The 20223-nt window shown below is 43.5% G+C and carries 16 protein-coding genes; 9 read left to right on the top strand and 7 right to left on the bottom strand.

The genetic code is table 11. The features are described from left to right. Window positions 1–15: 15 nt before the first annotated feature. Window positions 16–1788 carry an ABC transporter transmembrane domain-containing protein gene (locus E5N72_RS01175; RefSeq protein ID WP_135922872.1) on the bottom strand — a complete coding sequence of 591 codons (1773 nt, stop codon included), beginning with the start codon at window positions 1786–1788 and terminating at the stop codon, window positions 16–18. A gap of 77 nt (window positions 1789–1865) precedes the next feature. Here E5N72_RS01175 and E5N72_RS01170 point away from each other — a divergent pair, with 77 nt between their 5' ends. The 6 genes from E5N72_RS01170 (at window position 1866) to E5N72_RS01145 (ending at window position 11132) form a co-directional block, all read left to right on the top strand. Next, window positions 1866–2270 carry a DUF3224 domain-containing protein gene (locus tag E5N72_RS01170; RefSeq protein WP_135922871.1) on the top strand — a complete coding sequence of 135 codons (405 nt, stop codon included), beginning with the start codon at window positions 1866–1868 and terminating at the stop codon, window positions 2268–2270. A 1-nt stretch (window position 2271) separates the two neighbouring features. After that, window positions 2272–2451 (top strand): DUF4177 domain-containing protein, encoded by a 180-nt coding sequence (locus E5N72_RS01165; protein WP_135922870.1) that lies wholly within the window; start codon window positions 2272–2274, stop codon window positions 2449–2451. After that, entirely contained in the window at window positions 2451–3068 is a 618-nt protein-coding gene (locus tag E5N72_RS01160; RefSeq protein WP_135922869.1) for a LysE family translocator, read from the top strand. Before E5N72_RS01165 ends, E5N72_RS01160 begins: the two co-directional genes overlap by 1 nt. A gap of 188 nt (window positions 3069–3256) precedes the next feature. Beyond that, on the top strand, window positions 3257–6151 hold the full coding sequence (locus E5N72_RS01155) for a TonB-dependent receptor (protein WP_135922868.1): 2895 nt from the start codon (window positions 3257–3259) through the stop codon (window positions 6149–6151). Between the two features lie 22 nt (window positions 6152–6173). Further along, entirely contained in the window at window positions 6174–10490 is a 4317-nt protein-coding gene (locus E5N72_RS01150; protein ID WP_135922867.1) for an alpha-1,6-glucosidase domain-containing protein, read from the top strand. Between the two features lie 99 nt (window positions 10491–10589). Continuing rightward, on the top strand, window positions 10590–11132 hold the full coding sequence (locus E5N72_RS01145; RefSeq protein WP_135926199.1) for a PH domain-containing protein: 543 nt from the start codon (window positions 10590–10592) through the stop codon (window positions 11130–11132). Here the strand turns inward: E5N72_RS01145 and E5N72_RS01140 are convergent. The 3 genes from E5N72_RS01140 to E5N72_RS01130 all read right to left on the bottom strand — a co-directional run bounded on the left by E5N72_RS01140 (window position 11129) and on the right by E5N72_RS01130 (window position 13516). Beyond that, the gene (locus tag E5N72_RS01140) at window positions 11129–12919 is read right to left on the bottom strand and encodes an alkaline phosphatase D family protein (protein ID WP_135922866.1); all 1791 of its coding nucleotides are present in this window, start codon (window positions 12917–12919) and stop codon (window positions 11129–11131) included. The genes E5N72_RS01145 and E5N72_RS01140 overlap by 4 nt on opposite strands. 62 nt (window positions 12920–12981) lie before the next feature. After that, window positions 12982–13326, bottom strand: a complete 345-nt coding sequence (locus E5N72_RS01135) for a rhodanese-like domain-containing protein (protein ID WP_063702368.1) — start codon at window positions 13324–13326, stop codon at window positions 12982–12984. A 1-nt stretch (window position 13327) separates the two neighbouring features. Next, entirely contained in the window at window positions 13328–13516 is a 189-nt protein-coding gene (locus E5N72_RS01130) for a DUF2892 domain-containing protein (RefSeq protein WP_054562832.1), read from the bottom strand. A 133-nt stretch (window positions 13517–13649) separates the two neighbouring features. Between E5N72_RS01130 and E5N72_RS01125 the strand changes: the two genes are divergently transcribed. Genes E5N72_RS01125 through E5N72_RS01115 form a run of 3 tightly spaced genes read left to right on the top strand, consistent with a single transcriptional unit; the run spans window position 13650 to window position 18297 of the window. Then, complete coding sequence (locus E5N72_RS01125; RefSeq protein ID WP_054554407.1) at window positions 13650–13955, top strand: metalloregulator ArsR/SmtB family transcription factor; 306 nt, start codon at window positions 13650–13652, stop codon at window positions 13953–13955. A gap of 3 nt (window positions 13956–13958) precedes the next feature. After that, entirely contained in the window at window positions 13959–17246 is a 3288-nt protein-coding gene (locus tag E5N72_RS01120; protein WP_135922865.1) for an efflux RND transporter permease subunit, read from the top strand. Beyond that, entirely contained in the window at window positions 17236–18297 is a 1062-nt protein-coding gene (locus tag E5N72_RS01115; RefSeq protein ID WP_135922864.1) for an efflux RND transporter periplasmic adaptor subunit, read from the top strand. Before E5N72_RS01120 ends, E5N72_RS01115 begins: the two co-directional genes overlap by 11 nt. Here the strand turns inward: E5N72_RS01115 and E5N72_RS01110 are convergent. The 3 genes from E5N72_RS01110 to E5N72_RS01100 are packed head-to-tail and all read right to left on the bottom strand — an operon-like array spanning window position 18290 to window position 20222. After that, window positions 18290–18967, bottom strand: coding sequence for a nitroreductase family protein (locus E5N72_RS01110; protein WP_054554404.1), 678 nt, complete (start codon window positions 18965–18967; stop codon window positions 18290–18292). The two genes, E5N72_RS01115 and E5N72_RS01110, sit on opposite strands and share 8 nt — an antisense overlap. Window positions 18968–18996: 29 nt before the next feature. Continuing rightward, the gene (locus tag E5N72_RS01105) at window positions 18997–19371 is read right to left on the bottom strand and encodes a DUF5329 domain-containing protein (protein ID WP_135922863.1); all 375 of its coding nucleotides are present in this window, start codon (window positions 19369–19371) and stop codon (window positions 18997–18999) included. Then, on the bottom strand, window positions 19368–20222 hold the full coding sequence (locus tag E5N72_RS01100) for an endonuclease/exonuclease/phosphatase family protein (RefSeq protein WP_135922862.1): 855 nt from the start codon (window positions 20220–20222) through the stop codon (window positions 19368–19370). The genes E5N72_RS01105 and E5N72_RS01100 overlap by 4 nt, the downstream gene beginning before the upstream one ends. Window position 20223 lies beyond the last annotated feature (1 nt).

The raw sequence follows: 20223 nt of genomic DNA, 5'->3' as shown, positions 1-20223 counted from the left end.
TATCGACTCGCTTAATTAATCTCGATTAAACTGTAATTCGCACAATTGTTTATACAGTGGGTTAGTCTCAAACAACTGTTGATGCGTACCCGTTGCAATAATTTCTCCTTTATCCATTACAACAATCACATCAGCATGTTTAACCGTTGCCAAACGATGAGCAATAATCAGGGTTGTTCTGTCTTTCATTAGATGCTCAAGGGCAGCTTGTACATGAAATTCACTTTGTGCGTCGAGTGCACTAGTTGCTTCATCAAGCAATAAAATTGCTGGGTCTTTTAAAATTGCTCGCGCCAGTACTATACGTTGTTTTTGCCCACCAGAGAGCCTGACACCTTGCTCCCCCAAAAAGCTGTGATAGCCATCAGGAAGTTGCTTAATAAACTCATCGGCATGAGCATATTTAGCCGCCGCATATACTTGCTCGTCAGTGGCGTTTGGGTTGCCATAACGTATGTTGTGCATTACGTCTGAGCTAAATAAAATTGGGTTTTGTGCCACCATCCCCATTTGCTGGCGTAAGCAATCAAGAGAGAGTGCTTTTATGTCTATGCCCGCCAGCGAAATACTCCCTGAACTTGGGTCGTAAAAACGTTGCAGTAATTCAAATAGTGTTGTTTTACCAGCGCCCGATGGGCCAACGATGGCAACAGTTTGCCCTTGTTTTACTTGTAAATTTAGCGCATTTAAAGCGGCTTTATCTGGCCTTGAAGGGTAATGAAAAGATACATCATTAAACTCGATAGCAGAGTGATTAAGCTTGTTTGTTTCAAGTTGTGCATCATGATTTTTATCTGGGCTTTTGATCATGCTTTCAACGGCAAGTAGCTCTAATAATCGCGCTGCTGCACCTGCGGCTCTTTGTAGCTCACCGTACACTTCGGCAACCGTTGCTACAGACATCGCCACCATAATCGCATAAAACACGAAAGCACCTAGCTCACCACCTGTCATGGTGCCAGCTAATACGTCGCTGCCGCCAACCCAAAGCATCACGCTAATAGCACTAAAGGTCAGGAAAATCACCGCGGCAATCAAAAACGAGCGCTGTTTGATGCGGCTTTTTGCTACTTGAAACGCCTTGTTAGTCTCTTCGTTAAATGCTGCTTTTTCACGCTCTTCATGACTATAACTTTGCACGACTTTTATATTTTGAATGATCTCGCCTGCGTAGGTGCTGATATCGGCAATGGCATCTTGGCTTGAGCTTGCGAGTTTTCGTACCTTTCGGCCAAAAATCATCATCGGCAGTAATACCACAGGCACACAAGCAACAACCACAAGGGTTAGCTTTAAGTTAGTGATAAGTAGCATAACCAAGCCACCGATGAGCATTAAGCTACTGCGTAATGCCATCGAAAAAGAGGAACCTATAATAGATTGCAACAAGGTGGTATCAGTGGTCAGACGCGACATCAGCTCGCCGCTGCGGTTTTCTTCAAAGTAGCTTGGGTGTAATGTAACGATGCGATCAAACACGGCTTTACGAATATCGTTACTGACTCGCTCGCCAATCCATGACATTAAATAAAAGCGACAAAAAGTACCTACCGCTAATAAGCTAATTAAACCAATCAGTACCATCACTGCTTGCTGTAGCTGAGCTTGTGAGCCTGCAATAAAACCATGATCAATAACAAATTTAACACCTTGTCCAAGAGATAAGTTGACTCCGGCGGTAAGCAACAAGGCGCCAAGCGCTGCAAACACTACCCATTTGTAGGGTTTTATAAAAGCTAAAATCGGTAATAAGCTGCTAAATGCGGCCTTTTCTTTATTGTTAGACATGCTAGATTCTTGTTGGTGAATAGGGTATAGATATGGTTATCAATGCTCTAAAAATCAACAGTTATTAAGGGATTAGTATGGAATCTACAACTATCAGCGGGCAATTCACTGTAAAATTAAACCCTATTGGCGGCTATGCAACAGGTAAGGATGGCGTTAATTTAGGACGCATGTCGATTGATAAACAGTTCTCAGGACCATTAGAGGCAACAAGCCAAGGCGAAATGCTCAGTGCCATGACTGCAACTCAAGGTAGCGCAGGTTATGTAGCGATTGAACAAGTTGTTGGTAGCTTAGAAGGTAAGCAAGGTAGTTTTGTACTACAACATTTTGGCACCATGGATAAGGGGACTGACCGATTGATTTTAGAAGTGGTGCCAGACTCCGGCGCAGGAGAGCTTGAAGGTCTTTCTGGTAAAATGGTAATTCGAATTGAATCGGGTATTCATCATTATGACTTTGAATACCAACTGATGGACTAACATGCAAAAAGTAGTTGAGTTTAAAAAGAAGCGCTTTTTCGGCGGCATCGATATTGAGGCATTAAATCAACGGGTGTTCGAGTTAGGCCAAGCTGGTTGGCAAGTGAAAACAATTACCACTGCCACTGGGTTTTATGGTCAGATAACATCCGTTTTATTACTAATTGAGAACAACGAATAATGACACTAACTGAGTGGTTGAGTTTAGTTTTAATTTGCGTGATGGGTGCGATGTCGCCAGGGCCGAGTTTAGCTGTAGTATTAAAACATAGCCTACATGGCGGCATGAAAAACGGCATGTTAGCGGCGTTAAGCCATGGTATTGGGGTTGGTTTTTATGCGTGTGCCTCGTTACTTGGCCTAGGCGCGCTGATGACTCAGTTACCAACGCTTTATCAAGTGCTGGTATATGGCGGTGCAGCATACCTGGCATATTTAGGTATTCGTATTTTGTTAGCTAAACCTAGCCCGCAAACACTGAATGTTGAGCAGGCTAAGCCAAGTCCTCGCAGCGCGTTGCAAGATGGCTTTGCCATTGCCTTTTTAAATCCAAAACTAGCAGTGTTCTTTTTGGCACTGTTTTCGCAATTTATTGATCCAGAGAGCCTGACTTTGCAGGTTGGCTTAATCATGTGTTTAACGGTATTTGTGCTTGATACAGGCTGGTATCTACTTGTTGCACTGTTAACTGAAATATCAAAAAAGCGTTTTGGTTTTACCAAAGCGAATCCGTGGTTTGAAAAATTGCTAGGGATAATCTTTATTGCCTTAGCTGTTCGCGTCGTTATTACCCTATAAAACCCTCTATATTGCGATTACATCACGAATAAAAAAAGGGTTGTGATCGCTGCTTTCCCCAGCAAGCTCCTATTGCATACGTATTCATCACACAATATTTACCTTTTGGTTACACTTTATTGGTTGTTTTTTGACAACAACAATAACCACAAATACAACACTTCCAACGACAACAGGGTGGGAATCCAATGGGGAAATTCAAGCTAAGTGCACTTATGCTGGCTTTAGTGGCAGCAAATAGTGCAATGGCGGCGACGGAAGAAGAACGCACATCAGCGAAGGAAATCGATCCTGAGCTAGAAGTAATCGAAGTGCGCGGCTTTAGTCGCAGCTTAATTCAATCATTAAATCAAAAACGTTTTAGTGACACTGTCTCTGAGCAGCTATCAGCCGATGATTTAGGCGCATTGCCTGATGTGTCTATGGCTGATGCATTAACACGTCTGCCGGGGATCTCAGCGGTACGCACTGGTGGCCAAGCTGCCGAAATCAACATTCGCGGTTTATCAGGTGGATTTGTTTTTTCGACATTAAACGGTCGTGAGCAAGTATCTACCAGTGGTAGCCGTAGTATTGAGTTTGACCAATATCCGTCTGAGTTAATCAGTTCGGCGGCGGTGTATAAGTCGCCAAAAGCCTCACTCATTGAAGGTGGCGTAGCGGGGACGGTAGAGCTACAAACAGCCAGCCCATTGGATAACGACCAGCAACACAAATTTACTGCGAATGTACGTGGCATGTATAACGACCGTGCTTCAGAGGTATTTGATGCCACCGAATACGGCGACCGTATTAGCTTTTCTTATCAAGGCAAATTTCTTGACGATACGTTAGGTGTGGCATTGGGTTACGCGCGACTATTCCAGCCAAGTGTGGCGACTCAGTTTATCGGTTTTGCTTATAACGGCAATAAAGATGTTGATGGACTGGCCAATGATACTGATGGTCCAGTAGATAACCCTGCTAATGAATACATTAGCGAGGGTTTTGAGCTTCAGCACTTAGGTGGTGAAGAAACCCGTAATGGTTATTTAACCTCAATTGAATGGGCACCAGCCGATAACTTTAAACTAAAAGGGGATGCGTTTTTATCGCGTTTTGATAGTGAGTCATTTGCCCGTGGTTTTCGGGTTAAGTTTGGTGGTCCGTCTGCGGTTTATGCTAACCCAGTACTTGACGGTAATGCGGTGATTGGTGGCGCGATTAACCGCACATCAAATAGCTTTACCCGTGTTGAAATCGTTAATGATGATAACCAAGACTTTGATGAAGTAGACAGCTACGGCATTAATGCCGATTGGCAAATTACTGAGCGTTTGAACGTCAATGCTGATGTGTCGCTATCACGTGCGAAGAGTAATTTCCGTAATGGTTTACTGTGGGCATTGGTAGCAGAAGATGCCACCGTATCGAACCCTGTGTTTGATACCAATGTATCGCTTAACTATCAATTAAACGGCTTAAACTTGCCTGATGTAGGTTTTAACCAAGCCGACGCATTTAGCGATATTGACCGCGTTATGGTCAGTAAATACGGTATTTATCCGTATGAAAATGAAGATGAAGTTAAAGCGTTCCGACTCGATTTTAAGTATGAGTTAGAGAATAACTGGTTCAGCTCAATTGAGTTTGGCGCGCGTTATTCAGACCGTGAGTACAGTAATAATCGCTCTGTATTTGAGTACGGTAACGACGGCGCATTCTCTTCGACTCAACCACCGCTTCGCCTTACTGATGACATGGCTACAGTGGTAGATTGGCAAGGTGAGTTTAGCTATTTCCCATCATACCTAGCGATAGATTTAGATAAAGCGCTCAACGCGTGGTTCCCAAGTGGTATTCCGCAGCCAGTACAAACCTGGGGTAATGCCGATGGTGTTGTTGATTTAGATGGTGATGGTGAGCCAGATGCACAAGGTTATACCACTAACTATTCATGGACCATGTTACAAAGTGGTTCAGTGTATGAAGAGGTGGTGTCAGCCTATCTGATGCTTAACATTGATACTGAAATTGGCACTTTACCAGTCACAGGTAATATTGGTATTCGCCGTGTAGATACTGATCAATCAGCGACGGTACTCGAAAACGTCGGTGGCGATCCGCAACTCGGTGCGCAGTATATTGTTGATGACAATGGCATTGTTAACGACCTATATGCACCAAGCGTGTTAGGCATTAAATACACAGACTACCTGCCTTCATTAAACCTGAACTTTAAAGTGAGTGACGCGACACAAATTCGTTTTGCTGCGGCAAAAGTGATGGCGCGTGCTCCGATTAACCGTTTAGCGGGCGATGCCAGTGCATCGGTTAACAATGACGGCGAAATTAACGGTTCAAGTACCAATAACCCATTCTTAAAACCTTTCTATGCTGATCAATACGATATCTCGTACGAGCAATACTTTGAAGACACCGATGGTGCACTGGTTGTTGCTGCGTTTTATAAGAATATCGACTCATTCATAGATACGGTGGCCATAGAGAACTTTGACTTTAAAGGTAATGGTTTTAACGTACCAGAATACATAGTCGACCCAGTCAGCGGTGAGCAAATCGAAACCACTAATGGTGTGTACACCACTGCGGTTAACAATGCTAAGGGTGGTTATATTCGTGGTATTGAGCTTGCCTATACGCAAGTTTTCTCTTTTTTACCCTCACCGTTTGAAGGTTTAGGTATTAACGCTAGTTACTCATATACAGAGAGCGAAGTGCAGTCTATCACCGATTTAGGTGGTGATTCTGTATCGCAAGACTTACCTGGCCTTTCAAACAATGTTTTTAACGGCACACTTTTTTACAGCTATGAAAACTTTGAAACACGTTTGAATGTGCGTTATCGCGATGATTTCGTATCAGAGCAAGTTGCTGTCAATGAGCAAGTGGTGAATTTTGATGCGGAAACGGTTGTCGATTTCCAAACATCGTATCAGTTCACAGATTCATTCGGCATGTTATTACAAGTGAATAACTTAACCGATGAACCAACACAAAGCTACTTTGGAACAACCAGTAAAACAGGCACCACACAATTCTTTGGTCGTCAGTTTTATCTAGGTTTTACCTATAACCATTGATCAGTAAGTTGGAGATAAAAATATGAAAATAATAGCTAATTTTAGCCGCTTACTGATTGCATGTAGCATGGTATTGCTAGCTGCATGTGGTGGTGGCGCAAGTAACGATATAGATTCAGGACAAGTATTATTGACCTGTAGTGTCCCACAAGTTCCCAATGAAGCGGGGACTGAGTGTGTTGATCCTCCGCCGATTAGTTGTCCGGCACCAACGGTACCCGATGAGAATAATGAGAGCTGCGTAGTAGGCGCTGATCCCACTTTGCCTGATCCTGTGGTTTTCCCTGCTGATGACGAAGCCATTTTATTCTATAACCGCACCAGTGACGATGCCTACGAAGGCTATCGATTACACTCATGGAATAACGATGACTGTGATTCTTACGCAGCACCGTTTGATGCCACTGATTGGGCAAATGGTCATGAATACGATGGTATTGACCCTAACTATGGCGCGTACTGGATTGTAAAACTAAAAGAGGGTTACAACGAGTGTGCTAACTTCATCGTGCATATTGGTACAGAAGGGTCTGGCAAAGCGTTTGGTGATGTTGATTTAAAAATGCCATTGATGCAGGACGATGAAAAGTTCCAACGCATGAACTTTACCATTCATGGTGAACCATCAGTATTTGAATATCCAATTGTTAGCTTAGGTGAACGTCCGGTGAGTATTTCTGGTGCATCAGCGCATTGGATAGATTTATCTACTGTGATTTATCAGCCAAGTAATGAGCTGACAAGTATCATTAAATTACACTCATCAAGCAGTGCTGATTTAAAAGTTGATGAAGATACTGGTGAGTTAAATGGTCAAGTAGTTGAGCTTACATCGACATCTTTGAGCGATGAACAAATCGCTAAAGTGCCACACCTTGCTGGATGGAATGCGTACCAAGGTAGCTGGGATGCAGCCGCTGCAAAAGAGCTTATTAAACAGCAGTTAGTTGTGGCAGGCTACGATGCTGATGGTAAGCTAATTGAAGCAACCTATGTGCAAACCGCTAAAGCCCTCGATGACTTATATACCAGTGGCGAAAGTGACGCTAATGAAGCACAACTTGGTGTGCATTACGCCAATAATGGCATTGATGTGTCGGTTTGGGCGCCTACAGCCAGCAATATGAAACTAGCGCTGTATGATGCTAATAAAACTGAGCTTGAACAACTTGCTATGACCTTTGATAGCGAAACGGGTATTTGGTCTAGCAATGTCGATATCAGTCACGATCGCCATTACTACCGCTTTATGTTTGATGTTTATCATCCGACGACTAAGCAAATTGAAAGCTTATGGAGCACAGATCCTTATTCACTCAATGTTTCAACCAATGGTTTATATAGCCAATTGATTAACCTTGATGATGAAGATACTAAACCGACTGGCTGGGATGAGCGTATGGTGCCAACAATTGATTACCCGGAGCAAGCGGTAATTTATGAAGGCCATGTGCGTGATTTTAGTGTGCGTGATGAAACAGTCAGTGAAGCAAACCGTGGTAAGTATTTAGCGTTTACTGAGCTTGATAGCGCACCAATGCAACATCTTAAAAAGTTAGCAGATAATGGCTTAACACATTTCCATTTACTGCCACTGACTGATATTGGCACTATTGATGAAGATGCTAGTCAGCGTGTTGATATTACTGCAACCTTAGGTGATTTATGTAGCCGCATTAATGATGATGCCGATGCATGTAAAACTGAAGATAAAAGCGCATTGATTGTTGATTTAATGGCGTCTTACCTACCTGGCTCTGATGATGCTCAAGCACTTGCTAATGCAATGCGTGGTGTTGATAGCTTTAACTGGGGTTATGATCCGCATCATTTTATTGCGCCTGAAGGCTCTTACGCTTCATCGCCTGAAGGTATTGCACGAGTTAAAGAAACGCGTGCGATGGTCCAGTCTTTACAAGAAATTGGTTTACGTGTCGTGCTTGATGTTGTTTACAACCACACGACCTCATCAGGTGTTTGGGATAAATCAGTCTTCGATAAACTAGTACCAGGTTACTACCACAGATATAACGAAACATCCGGCGATATCGAGCGTTCAACCTGTTGTGAAAATACAGCAACAGAACATGTCATGATGGATAAGTTTGTTGCTGATTCTATGGTGATTCTAGCTCGTGACTTTGGTTACGATAGCTTCCGCTTTGATGTGATGGGGCATATGCCAAAAGCATCAATAATGACCGCGCTTAGTGCAGTACAAGCGGTTGACCCTGATACCTACTTCTATGGTGAAGGTTGGAACTTTGGTGAAGTCGCTGATAACCGTTTATTTGTGCAAGCTAAACAAATGGATATGGCAGGCACTGAAGTAGGCACCTTTAATGACCGTATCCGTGAAGCAATTCGTGGTGGTGCGTTCTTTAGTAATAATGCCACAGATGGCAATTTATCTGAGCAAGATACGTTGCGTTTATCACTGGCAGGTAACTTACAAAACTACATTCTGAAAGACTTTAAAGGTAATTCAGCAAAAGGTATCAGCTTTAGTTGGAGTGGTCAGCCTGCGGCTTATGCACTTGACCCTGCTGACAGCATTAACTATGTCTCTAAGCATGATAACGAAACACTATGGGATCAGCTGCAATATAAACATGGCACTAACTTGAGTATTGAAGAGCGTGTGCGTGTTCACAATATGGCTTTAGCTATGCCGCTGATGAGCCAAGGTATTCCATTTATGCAAATGGGTGCTGATATGCTGCGTTCTAAATCAATGGATCGTAACAGCTATGATTCTGGTGATTGGTTCAATTTTGTTGATTTCAGTAAAGAAACCAACAACTGGAATGTAGGTTTACCGCCTGCGCAAGATAATCAAGCAAAGTGGGGCGAAATAGCACCTATTTCAGCAAACCCTAATGCACAAGCAATGGCAAGCGACATTGAGTACGCAAGTAATGTATTTACTGAATTCTTAGCAATTCGTAGTGCCAGCCCATTATTTAGTTTAACCACAGAGCAAGACATCTTAGACCGCGTTGGCTTCCATAATATTGGTAAGCGTCAACAACAAGGTTTAGTGGTGATGAGTATTGATGATGGCGTTGGTTTAACTGACCTAGATAGCCAATACGATGCCATTGTCGTGGTGATGAACGGCACTGAGCAAAGCTTATCGCATACGGTATCAACAGCCGCGGGTTTTGAGCTTCATCCTGTTTTAAAAGCGAGTGTTGACTCTAGTATGTCAGCGGCAAGCTTTATAGCTGGTGAGGGCGAAGGTACCTTTAATGTTCCGCCATATACTGTTGCTGTGTTTGTGAAACCACAAGCTGATGCACAAGGCGAAGGCCTAAGTGCCGATGCGACTGTGGGGGCACCTGATATCGTACCATTTGGTAGCACGACGGTTTATGTTCGTGGCTCGTTAAACGACTGGGGTACGGCAAATAGCTTTGAATATGTGGGTAATGGCGAGTACAAAATTGCCATTCCTCTAACAGCAGGCAGCTATGAGTTTAAAGTCGCTTCTGAAGATTGGTCTACCGTTGATTTTGGTGCGCTTTCTGCCGATGTTGCTGAAGTGACCGAAGGTGAAGATGAGCCGCTAACACGCAGTGGTGCCAATATGATCTTTACGGCGGCAATGGATGCTGTTTATGTGTTCTCATTCGATGCCACAGACACCGATAACCCAGTACTTAAGGTTTATAACGAAGAGCCATTTGTTGGCACTGCAATTTATGTACGCGGTAGCTTAAATGATTGGGGTACCAGTGACGAGCTGGTGTATCAAGGTAAAGGTATTTATACCTTCACTAAACAGTTAACCGCGGGTAGCTATGAATTCAAAGTAGCCTCTGAAGACTGGAGTACGGTGGATTATGGCTCAGGTGAAAGCAGCGCGGCAGTCACTGTGGGTACAGAAAAACTGCTCGCAGTAAAAGGTGCAAACATGACAATGGATATTGCAAGCGATGGTCAATATCAGTTTGTGTTTGATGCCAGCAACCTTGAAGAGCCACTCATGAGTGTATTTAATGCAGAAATGTTTGGCGCAACTCAGGTGTACTTACGCGGTAGCGTTAATGGCTGGGGCACAGATAACCCACTGATTTATGCTGGTGATGCGATGTACAGTACCACCATGACATTAGAAGCAGGTGACTATGAGTTCAAAGTCGCTTCTGAAGATTGGAGTACCGTAGATTATGGCGGCAGTGGTGATGCCCCTGTTGCTGTACTTGGCGAAGCCGCTTTACTAGAAGCGGTTGGCGCCAATATCGCCCTGAGTATTGCAGCTGCTGGCGATTATCGTTTTACAGTGCAAGGACCTGATCTGAGTAAACTAACAGTGACGGTTGAAGCAGTGGAGTAGCTTTCCCTGCAGTACCCTTAAGCCGGGCTTTTGCTCGGCTTTTTTTGTATTTAATGAAAAGTTTGTATATTGTCATAACTACTTATCAAGGAGCCTATGATGACAGAAACCAGTTTATTGAGTGCCAGCTTTGATCCAAAAGTAAAACAGTATTGGTTATTACTGGGTATTTTTACCTGTGTGATTAGTATGGTAGGTATCCCTTTCATTCCCATTGTTGCGTTAATAATCTGGCTGGTGGCAGGGCGTATTTTAGCGGCGATGTCAGCCACGTTGCTAACGCGTAAGTTAGTGGTAAAACGCGGTGTATTCTTTAAAGAAGAAAAATCGATCCCACTTGAAAAAATAACCGATGTGGCACTTAGCCAAGGTCCTTTAATGCGTCAATTTGGCCTTTATCGACTGAGTTTTGAAACGGCAGGTCAATCAGGACAAGGTGCATTGGTATCATTGCTCGGAGTGGTTGATGCTGAGACGTTTCGCGAAGCAATCTTGAAACAAAAAGATGAAATGACTCAAAGCAGCAGTGCTAAAGCTGAGCATCAACCTGAAGATACTCAGTTAGAACTGCTGCGCTCACTTACTTATAGCGTAAAAAACATTGAGCAAATGTTAGTTACGCTATTAGATGAAAAGCGTTAAGCCATTTGTAAAGTAGGGCTACCAGCTTGTACGCTGAGCGCTTTTTGACGCTCGTTAAGCAGTGTGTAATCGGCTGTTTTAACGCTACTTACATAATGCCACTGGGCAAGCGCTTGCTGTTGAGTAAAGGTGACCGTTAAGTAACCGCGTTCAACTAAGTTGTTGTAGGCTAAGTCGTTAACCAGTAATGCAATAACTTGCTCAATTTGTGCGACAGCCTCACTCGATTGCGTATTTAACGCTAAGTAGTTCTCAAGACCTGGAGAAGAAACCGAAGATGTTGCAAACTCAACACCAGCTGCAGCTTTAGCAGAAACAGGATTACTTGCATCAGTGACTAATTGTCCTGCCCAGCTGTTATGCGTATCACCAGCTAAAACCACCAAGTTCTTTTGTGCAGCAATTGCAGTCCCAAGTATTACCTCTCGTTCATAAGCATAGCCATCCCATGCATCAAGATTATAAGGCGCTGTTGTTTCTACGCGTGCTCGCTGCTCACTAGTCACTGTTGGATCGCCAGCTAATATACGGCCTTTAATTTGCGCAAGCTCACTAAATAACGTGTTTGCTTGAGCAAGTAACTCAGATGGGTCAGCACCGCTTGCTTGAGTCACTTGAATATTCATAAGTAACTGCAAAATCTCAAATGGCAAATGCATTTTGGTCATCAGCACTTGTTGCCCAAGTACTTGCCATTGTGTTGTTGCTGTTGTTAAACCATCAGTTAGCCATGTAAGTTGCTCGTTACCTAATAGGGCACGAGTCGGTGAGCTAATTGCTGCAACAAAGTCAGTTTGTCCTTGGCTGCTGGTTAAATCGAAATCTGCATAATTAACTTGCTCGTCGCGAGCTAAAACACGGGTATCGAGCATGTGTAACGACACTAAGTTACCAAACTCGAAGCGTCGATAAATACGTTCTTTATCGGCTACATTACGGATAGGCATCCATTCAAAGTACGCTTGTAGCGCATGCATTTTACGCTCGCTAAATTCACCTTCGCCGTCGTTGTGATTTTCAGCGCCACTGCGCCATGTATCATTAGTTATTTCATGGTCGTCCCAAACAGTAATAAATGCACAATGACTATGGGCAGCTTGCAGGTTTTCGTCTTCACGATAATGGGCGTAACGTTTGCGATAATCCGCTAAAGAAATGATTTCGTCGCTATTGTCATCAGGTAATAAACGGCCAAGTTCGGCGGCATCTTCAGTCGCATAACCTGTATTACCATATTCATAAATGTAGTCACCAAGGTGCAGTACTGCATCTAAATCGGTTTGTTTTGCGATTTCACCATACACATGGAAGTAGCCTGCAGGATAGTTCGCGCAAGAGACAACGGCAAATTTTACTTGTTCTATGTTGTCGGTTGGAAGCGTTTTACCTGCTCCAGTAGGTGAGGTTTTACCATTACTTATGAAGCGGTAGTAATAGGTAGTGTTAGCATCGAGACCTTGCAGATCAACTTTTAAGGTGAAGTCGGTTGCATCGCTTACCTGTGTTTCGCCATCATGGCTAATGGTTGTGAAGTTAGCATCTGTTGAGGCCTGCCAAACAACGTTAACACTCGTGACGTTTTCAAGAGGTGTTATGCGAGTCCAAATAATGAGACTATCAGCGAGAGGGTCGCCACTGGCAACACCGTGATCAAAGCTGACAGGGATTTGCTTTGTGGTTTCGTCATCATCGTCATTAAGACTACAGCCCGTTAAACCGAAAGATAAAACGGCGGCTCCAAAACCAGCCGCCGATGCTTTTAAAAAGCGTCTGCGTGTAAAAGTCATTGCTCTGTACCTATAAGTAGAAAAGTACGAGCTTATCCGACCAGTGTTACTGTTCTATGAAGTTAAAACACCTGACAAATTTGTTCTGCATTACAGGTGATTACAGTGACATTTTCGTAGCCAACACGAGTCAGAGCTTCGGCACTCAGTGTGGCACGAGCACTACTTGCACAGTGTAAGTAAATGGGTCTTGCAGGATCTTTTTCAATTTCCATTAATTTCATTTCAAGTACACCGCGTGGGATATTAATTGCACCTGTTGCTGCTTTAGTTGCGTGTTCAGCAGGCTCACGTACGTCTATTAATAAACCGTGGTTTTCGCTTAATTCTTGTTTTGCTTGGTCAGCACTAATGCGGCGCTGGTTTGGGGCAACAATTTTCATTAAGTCAGGAATTGGTGTCAGCATACTAATCCTCCATGCCAAGTTTGCGTAAAATGGTGATCATTGGGCACCATTTCGTGAATGCCGATTGAATTAAGTTTAGAGCAATAAATACCGTAAACCAAATCCATAGCGGACTGTGAAACTGTTGTAGCAACAATGAAATACAGATCATTACACCAGCAATTAGGCGAAGCGCGTCATTTAGTTTCATAAAAAGACCTCGATAACAGAGTGATGTATTTAATATATTAGATAATACTACATTAGTAAATTCTAATATTAGACTTTTCTAATATATCAATCTATACTTTAGCGGTATTTTAAGAATATAGAGTAGTGTGATTATGAACATCGATTTTGCGGCTATGGCCGACAATGTGGAACAAGCAGAGCAAATGCTAAAGATATTGGCGAATAAAAATCGCTTGATGATCTTATGTTCGCTGCAAGATGGTGAAATGAGCGTGAGCGAATTAAACGAAGCTGTGCCGTTGGCGCAGTCAGCATTATCGCAACACTTAGCGGCACTAAGAAAAGCTCAGATAGTCGCGACTCGACGCGAAAGCCAAACCATCTATTATCGCGTGGTGGATGAAAACGTAGTATCGATCTTAGCAACCCTATATGGTTTATTTTGCAAAGGTAATTAAGCAATGAATGCTATCGATAATGCAGTAAAAAACAGCTTGAGCGGCCGCCTCCCTGTCATTATTTTTATTATGTCTGTGCTGCTTGGTCTAATGGCATTAAAGCAAACACCCCGTGAAGAAGAACCGCAAATTGTGGTTCCAATGCTTGATATTTATGTGGCAGCACCAAACGTTGAAGCGCCAGAAGTAGCTAGGCTGGTAACTGAACCATTGGAGAAGTTATTAGCGCAATTGACGGGCGTTGAGCATATTTACTCGAGTACACAAAGTAATGCTGCTGTTGTCACTCTTCGCTTTGAAGTTGGTCACGACCGTGAGCAAGCCATCCTCGACACTTACGCTAAACTCTATAGTTATCAACACACGATGGCGTCAGTGATCAGCTCATGGCAAATTCGTCCGGTTGAAGTGAACGATGTACCCATTGTGATGTTGGGCTTATTTAGTAAAGATCCAAAACTTTACGATGATTATCAACTAACCCGCTTTGCTAACGAAATCGCTAACAGTTTACAGCGCATTGAAAATACCAGCGAAGTGAAAGTGATTGCAGGTAGAACTCGTCAATTAACGATTAACCTTGATGCAAGTGCCCTTGCTGCACATCAAACAACATTAACCGATGTGTATTATGCGCTTAGCGTATCTAACCAATTAGTGAATGTGGGCAGTGTTGTTGAGGGTAAGCAGCAAATTGCCTTACAAGTGGGTGATGTTTTACGCTCTCAATCTGCCATTGAACGGCTTGTTGTCAACGTGGTTAATGGTAAGAGTGTTTACCTAAGTGATGTGGCCCAGGTGAGTGATGGGCCAAGCGAAGCACAAAGTTATCAATGGTTGGCTAAATCAGATAATCAGCAACAACTTCCTTTAGTCACTATTAGTGTCGCTAAACAAGCAGGTACCAATGCGGTAGCTGTAGCCAATGAAGTGCACAGCATGATGGATAGCTTATCGGCTAATCTACTACCAGATGAAGTGGGCTACACCGTACTGCGTGACTATGGCCAAACAGCGAACGAAAAAGTAAATAACCTTACCTCGAGCTTAGTGTTTGCGGTATTTACCGTGGTTATTTTTGTTGGCGTATTTTTAGGTTGGCGACCAGCAATTGTGGTTGGTTTAGCAGTACCTATTTGCTACGGCATTACCCTGACACTTGATTTTGCCTTTGGCTATACAATTAACCGAGTCACACTGTTTGCACTAATACTTTCTTTAGGTTTATTGGTTGATGATCCGATCACAGGGATAGACAACATAAGTCGCTTTTTAACGAAAAAAGGCGATAAAAAACAAAGCATAGTTGATGCCATGAGCGAAATTCGTGTGGCGCTGTTTATGTCAACATTGACCATTATGGTGGCGTTTATTCCACTTGCGTTTATCACCGGCATGATGGGGCCGTACATGGCTCCGATGGCATTCAATGTACCGGTCAGTGTGATGGTTTCAACCATAGTGGCATTTTTTGTCACACCATGGTTGGCCATGAAATTACTGAAAGCGCCAGTTGATGACAGCATGCAACTAGAAGCCAATCCGCATAGCTTATACGAGCGCATATTATCACCATTACTTGAGTCTAAAGGCCGTGCCAAACTCGTTCTATGGACCACATTAGCTTTGTTTGTCGCAAGTGCCATGTTACCCGTAATGCGTGCAGTACCTTTAAAGCTATTACCGTTTGATAATAAAAACGAGTTGCAGGTTTTAATCGATATGCCAGAAGGCACGAACCTTGAACAAACCGCCGCTTTTACTCGAAAAGTACAAACCATCACTTGGCAATTAAATGAAGTAAGCGAGGCGGCAGCCTACGTTGGTCAGCCATCAAGCATGGACTTTAATGGTATGGTGCGTGGTTATTATCGACGTGAAGCAGCGAACCTTGCTGAACTCAGAGTATTACTGCTCGATAAAACTGAGCGTGATCATCAATCTCATGGCGTGGTCATGCGCTTGCGTGCCGCATTAGCGCCACTGGCAACCGATGGCATTGTAATTAAAGTGGTTGAAGTGCCACCGGGTCCGCCTGTTTTAAGTACCTTAGTGGCTGAGGTTTACAGTGAGCCATTTGTTGATACAGAGACGCACTATCAAGCAGCCCTTGCTGTTGCTGCTAGGTTAAAACAAGAGCCGCATGTGGTTGAAGTTGATACCAGTATTGCTGTCAATGCGCCCTTACAGCGTTTTGTTACCGATAAAAGTAAAGCGTCATTGTCGGCAGTGTCTACGCAAGATATTGCCCAGACCTTAGCCATTGCCTCGCATGGGCAAAATGTTGGGGTGTTATATGTTAGCGGCGAAACAGACCCTGTCGATATAAAGTTACAACTGCCATATCAAGATCGTAACCAATTTGCTCAATTGCTGGCATTACAAGTTCGTGGTGATAGGGAGCTTGCAAAAACCAGTGATGAATTTGGGCTACAAAGTGCACCACGTCCGCTGGTGGCGTTATCTGAGTTAGGTGAATTTCAGCATCAAGATGTTGCCAAGCCAATTATGCGTAAAGATCAGCGTAATGTTGTATATGTTATGGCTGAACTAAATGGTCGTACCCCTGCTGAAATTATTGCTGACGTCAATGCCGACTTAGCCATCAGTGCTGACGAATTTAGCCAAACTGATTGGCAAAGTAGGCACTTTTTCAATAATGGTGGTAGCCAAGCTTGGCAATTACCTGCTGGCACTGATGTGACCTTTAGTGGTGAAGGTGAATGGCGAATTACCATTGATGTATTTAGAGATATGGGGATTGCCTTTGCGTTTGCGCTCACTGCAATTTTCATCATCTTACGCATTCAAACAAACTCAGCGAGTTTATCACTGATCATCATGTCGGCTATTCCATTAACCGTAATAGGGATCATGCCGGGCTTTTGGCTATTAAATCAATTTGGAGAGCGCAGCATTGCTGGTGCTCCTGAGCCGGTGCTATTCACCGCAACAGCCATGATAGGCATGATTGCACTTGCCGGTATTGTGGTTCGTAACTCACTTATTTTAGTTGAGTTTATTAATCAAGCTCGCGGTCAAGGTATGGCAATTAAGCAAGCTTTGATTGCCGCAGGTACGGTGCGTATGCGCCCTGTGTTACTGACAGCGGGAACCACCTTATTAGGTAACTTGGTGATCACCTTAGACCCGGTATTTAGCGGTCTAGCGATCGCAATTATTTTTGGTATTGTGGCATCAACATTGTTCTCATTATTTGTTGTGCCGCTGGTTTATTATTTAGTGTTTGCAAAGGATGCAGCCAAAGAGGAACAAGCTCATGCAGGGTAAATCAAAACTTATTGGTTCAATTATCGCGTTATCAGTGATTATTGTGGCGGTACTTTACATGGCGGGCAGTTTCTCTGATAAGCAAGCTGCAGGCATGAAAAACCCATCAGCAAATGATTACACTGGTCAGTTAGTCACTGTAACACTGGCAGATATTGCGCGTGATGAAGTTGTACCGGGTACTGTGATTGCCAAACAAAATACGCAAATCTCATCACGGGTTATGGCACAAGTTGAGCGTTTAAATGTACGCGCTGGCGATACAGTAACACAAGGTGATGTGCTAATTACCTTGCAGCAAGATGACTTTAAAGCTGGGCTTGCTCAAAGCGAAGCACAAATAAATGCAATTAATGCATCGCTAACTCAAGCAGAGAAACAACTAAAGCGTATTAACGATTTATACAAGCAAGGTTTGGTATCTGTTAGCGAATACGACGATGCAAAAGCAAGGTTCGATAATTTAACTGCGAACCTAGCGATTGCTAAACAGCAGCAAACACAAGCGCAAGTTGCACTGAGTTTTACGCAAATTAAAGCGCCGATTTCAGGTGTTGTGGTTGAGCGTTTTGCAGAGCCCGGCGATACCGCAACGCCTGGCACGCCATTACTCGCACTGTATAACCCACAACAATTGCAATTAGCATTTAATGTCAGAGAACAACAAGCAATTAAGCTGAATGTTGGCCAAACTCTAACAGTCAAATTACCCGCTTTATCAATATCAATGCCTGCCACGGTGACAGAAATCGTGCCGGTTGCTGATAGTGCTGCGCGTAGTATGGAAATCCGTTTAGAAACAGATGCGCAAACTGGGTTAATGCCTGGGCTTTATGCACAATTACAATTACCGCTCGCCACTGAAAAAGGGGTGTTGATTGACTCAAGCTGGGTGCATCAATTCGGCCAATTGAGCATGGTCTATTTACTTGAAAATAATCAGATAGTGCGCCGCTACGTACGCCTTGGCGAAATGGTCGATGGACAGCAGCACATCGTTTCAGGTTTAAACCCGGGGGATGTGCTGGCTGTTGATTTTAAAACTAAATAAAGGTCGCTATTTCGTCCAGCGACTTTTTCACTAAGGCATGCTCAGGGATGGTTGCATCTGTGCCTGGGTAGCCTGCAATAAGCAGCATGTAAGGGCGCTCATTATCTTTATCGCGGCCACAAATTTCGGTTAAAAAGCTCATTGGCTTTGGTGTATGCGTGAGGGTAGCAAGGCCAGCTCTGTGTAGTGCTTGAATTAAAAAGCCGGTTGCTAGGCCAACAGATTCATGAACATAGTAATTGGTATTTTTGTCATCGGCAGAAATACCGCCTTTCTTTTGACTAAACACGGCAATGAGCCAAGGTGCATGCTCAAGGTAGGGCTTACTGGCATCTGTGCCAAGTGGTTTTAATGCATCTAACCATTCTTCACCTGCGCGACCTTCATAAAATGAACGCTCTAGTTTTTCGGCTGCTTCTCTAATTTGTTTTTTCACATCGCTACTATGTATTGCTACAAAGTGCCAAGGTTGATGATTGGCACCACTTGGTGCAGTGCCTGCCGCTTTAATACAGGTTTCGATTATTTCTTTTGGCACTGGGCGGTCGCTAAAACTGCGAATACTGTGGCGACGCTGACTCACGGCTAAAAACTCTTCGGCGCGTTTTAGCATCTCGTCATGAGGGTACTCAATAAAGTCATTGAGTGGCTGATTTTTGTGTTCTTGCATGGCTTTTCGCTTCTTGTGTGTTGATGATTTTAATTATGAATATGTTGGTTTCGGCGGTACTCTTTTAATTCATTGCTCAACCAATCTTTTGCATTGAGTAACGACCCATTGCTGAGTCTTACTTTATAGGGCTTACCGCTCCATGAGCTTTTACTCGCTAGGTTTTCGATAAACTTTTCGGCGGTTTTTGCATAGCGGGTTGCTTTTCGATATTTCATTGCAAGGTGTTCGGCAGCATCTTCACTTGAGTGCTCTGTGCCGTTGCGAATAAATATGGCGTCACTTTTAGCAACAAAATCAATAAGGTGGTTTATCTCTTGTTCTGGGGTCGCTGCATAACTGAATTGGCTAATGCTCAATAACATTAACGCGATTAACCAATATTCTTTTATACATAATCTCATAGCGTTTGATGCTCTATCGTCAGGGTTGCAATAATTGGGTTATGATCAGAGCTTGCAAGCTCAGGCACAACGGTTGTTTCTATTTTGACACCGCGAACCCATACTTGGTCAAGCGCTAATCCAAATGCTTTGGTACGTTTATCATCTAAATAGATAGCTTCGTGTAAACCTAGTTGGGTTAATGTTTGCTGTAATAATGCTTGGCGTTCATCACTCCAGGTATTGAGATCACCGGCAAATACGATAGGTCCCTTGTGCATGCGCATGATACTAGCTGCATCGTCGAGCTGTTGTTTAAAGTCACTAACGCCAAAAGTAAAGTTGATGCCATGCAGGTTAATGCTCAGCAATAACTGTTGATCTGGCAGCGCATATTCAACGATATTAGTGGCTTTTGGACTACGTAGCCAAGGCTCAACATGGGTGAGGGTGCAATGCACCGCGGCAGGCCAGCGGCTGAGTGTCATAACCCCTGATTGTACGCCGCCACTCTTATAGCCTTTAGCAAAGCGCCAGTAAGGTTTGAGCTTTGTAAGCGCAGGCTCTTCGATAGCTTCTTGCAGTAACACTATATCTGCATTGTCATTTAGCTTTTGCAAATCTGTGAGTAAGCCATCTATTTGTGCTTTGTAAATATTCCAACTCAATAATTTGAACTGATAAGGCAGGATATAATGTTCAGCGTAAGTTTGCATGCGACTTTGTGCTAACTGCTGTTGGCAATTAGCAAGGTCCACAGCGGTTTTGGTTATACCTTGCTGCTCATCTGAGCTAGGACCGCTTGAAAAACTATACCAAGACAGTGCACCCAAGCACGCAAGTAATAAAAATATACGCAGATATGACGTCATA

The sequence above is a fragment of the Pseudoalteromonas sp. MEBiC 03607 genome (genome assembly GCF_004792295.1).
GTDB classification, from domain to species: domain Bacteria; phylum Pseudomonadota; class Gammaproteobacteria; order Enterobacterales; family Alteromonadaceae; genus Pseudoalteromonas; species Pseudoalteromonas lipolytica_C.
This window is presented reverse-complemented; position numbering and strand designations above follow the sequence as displayed.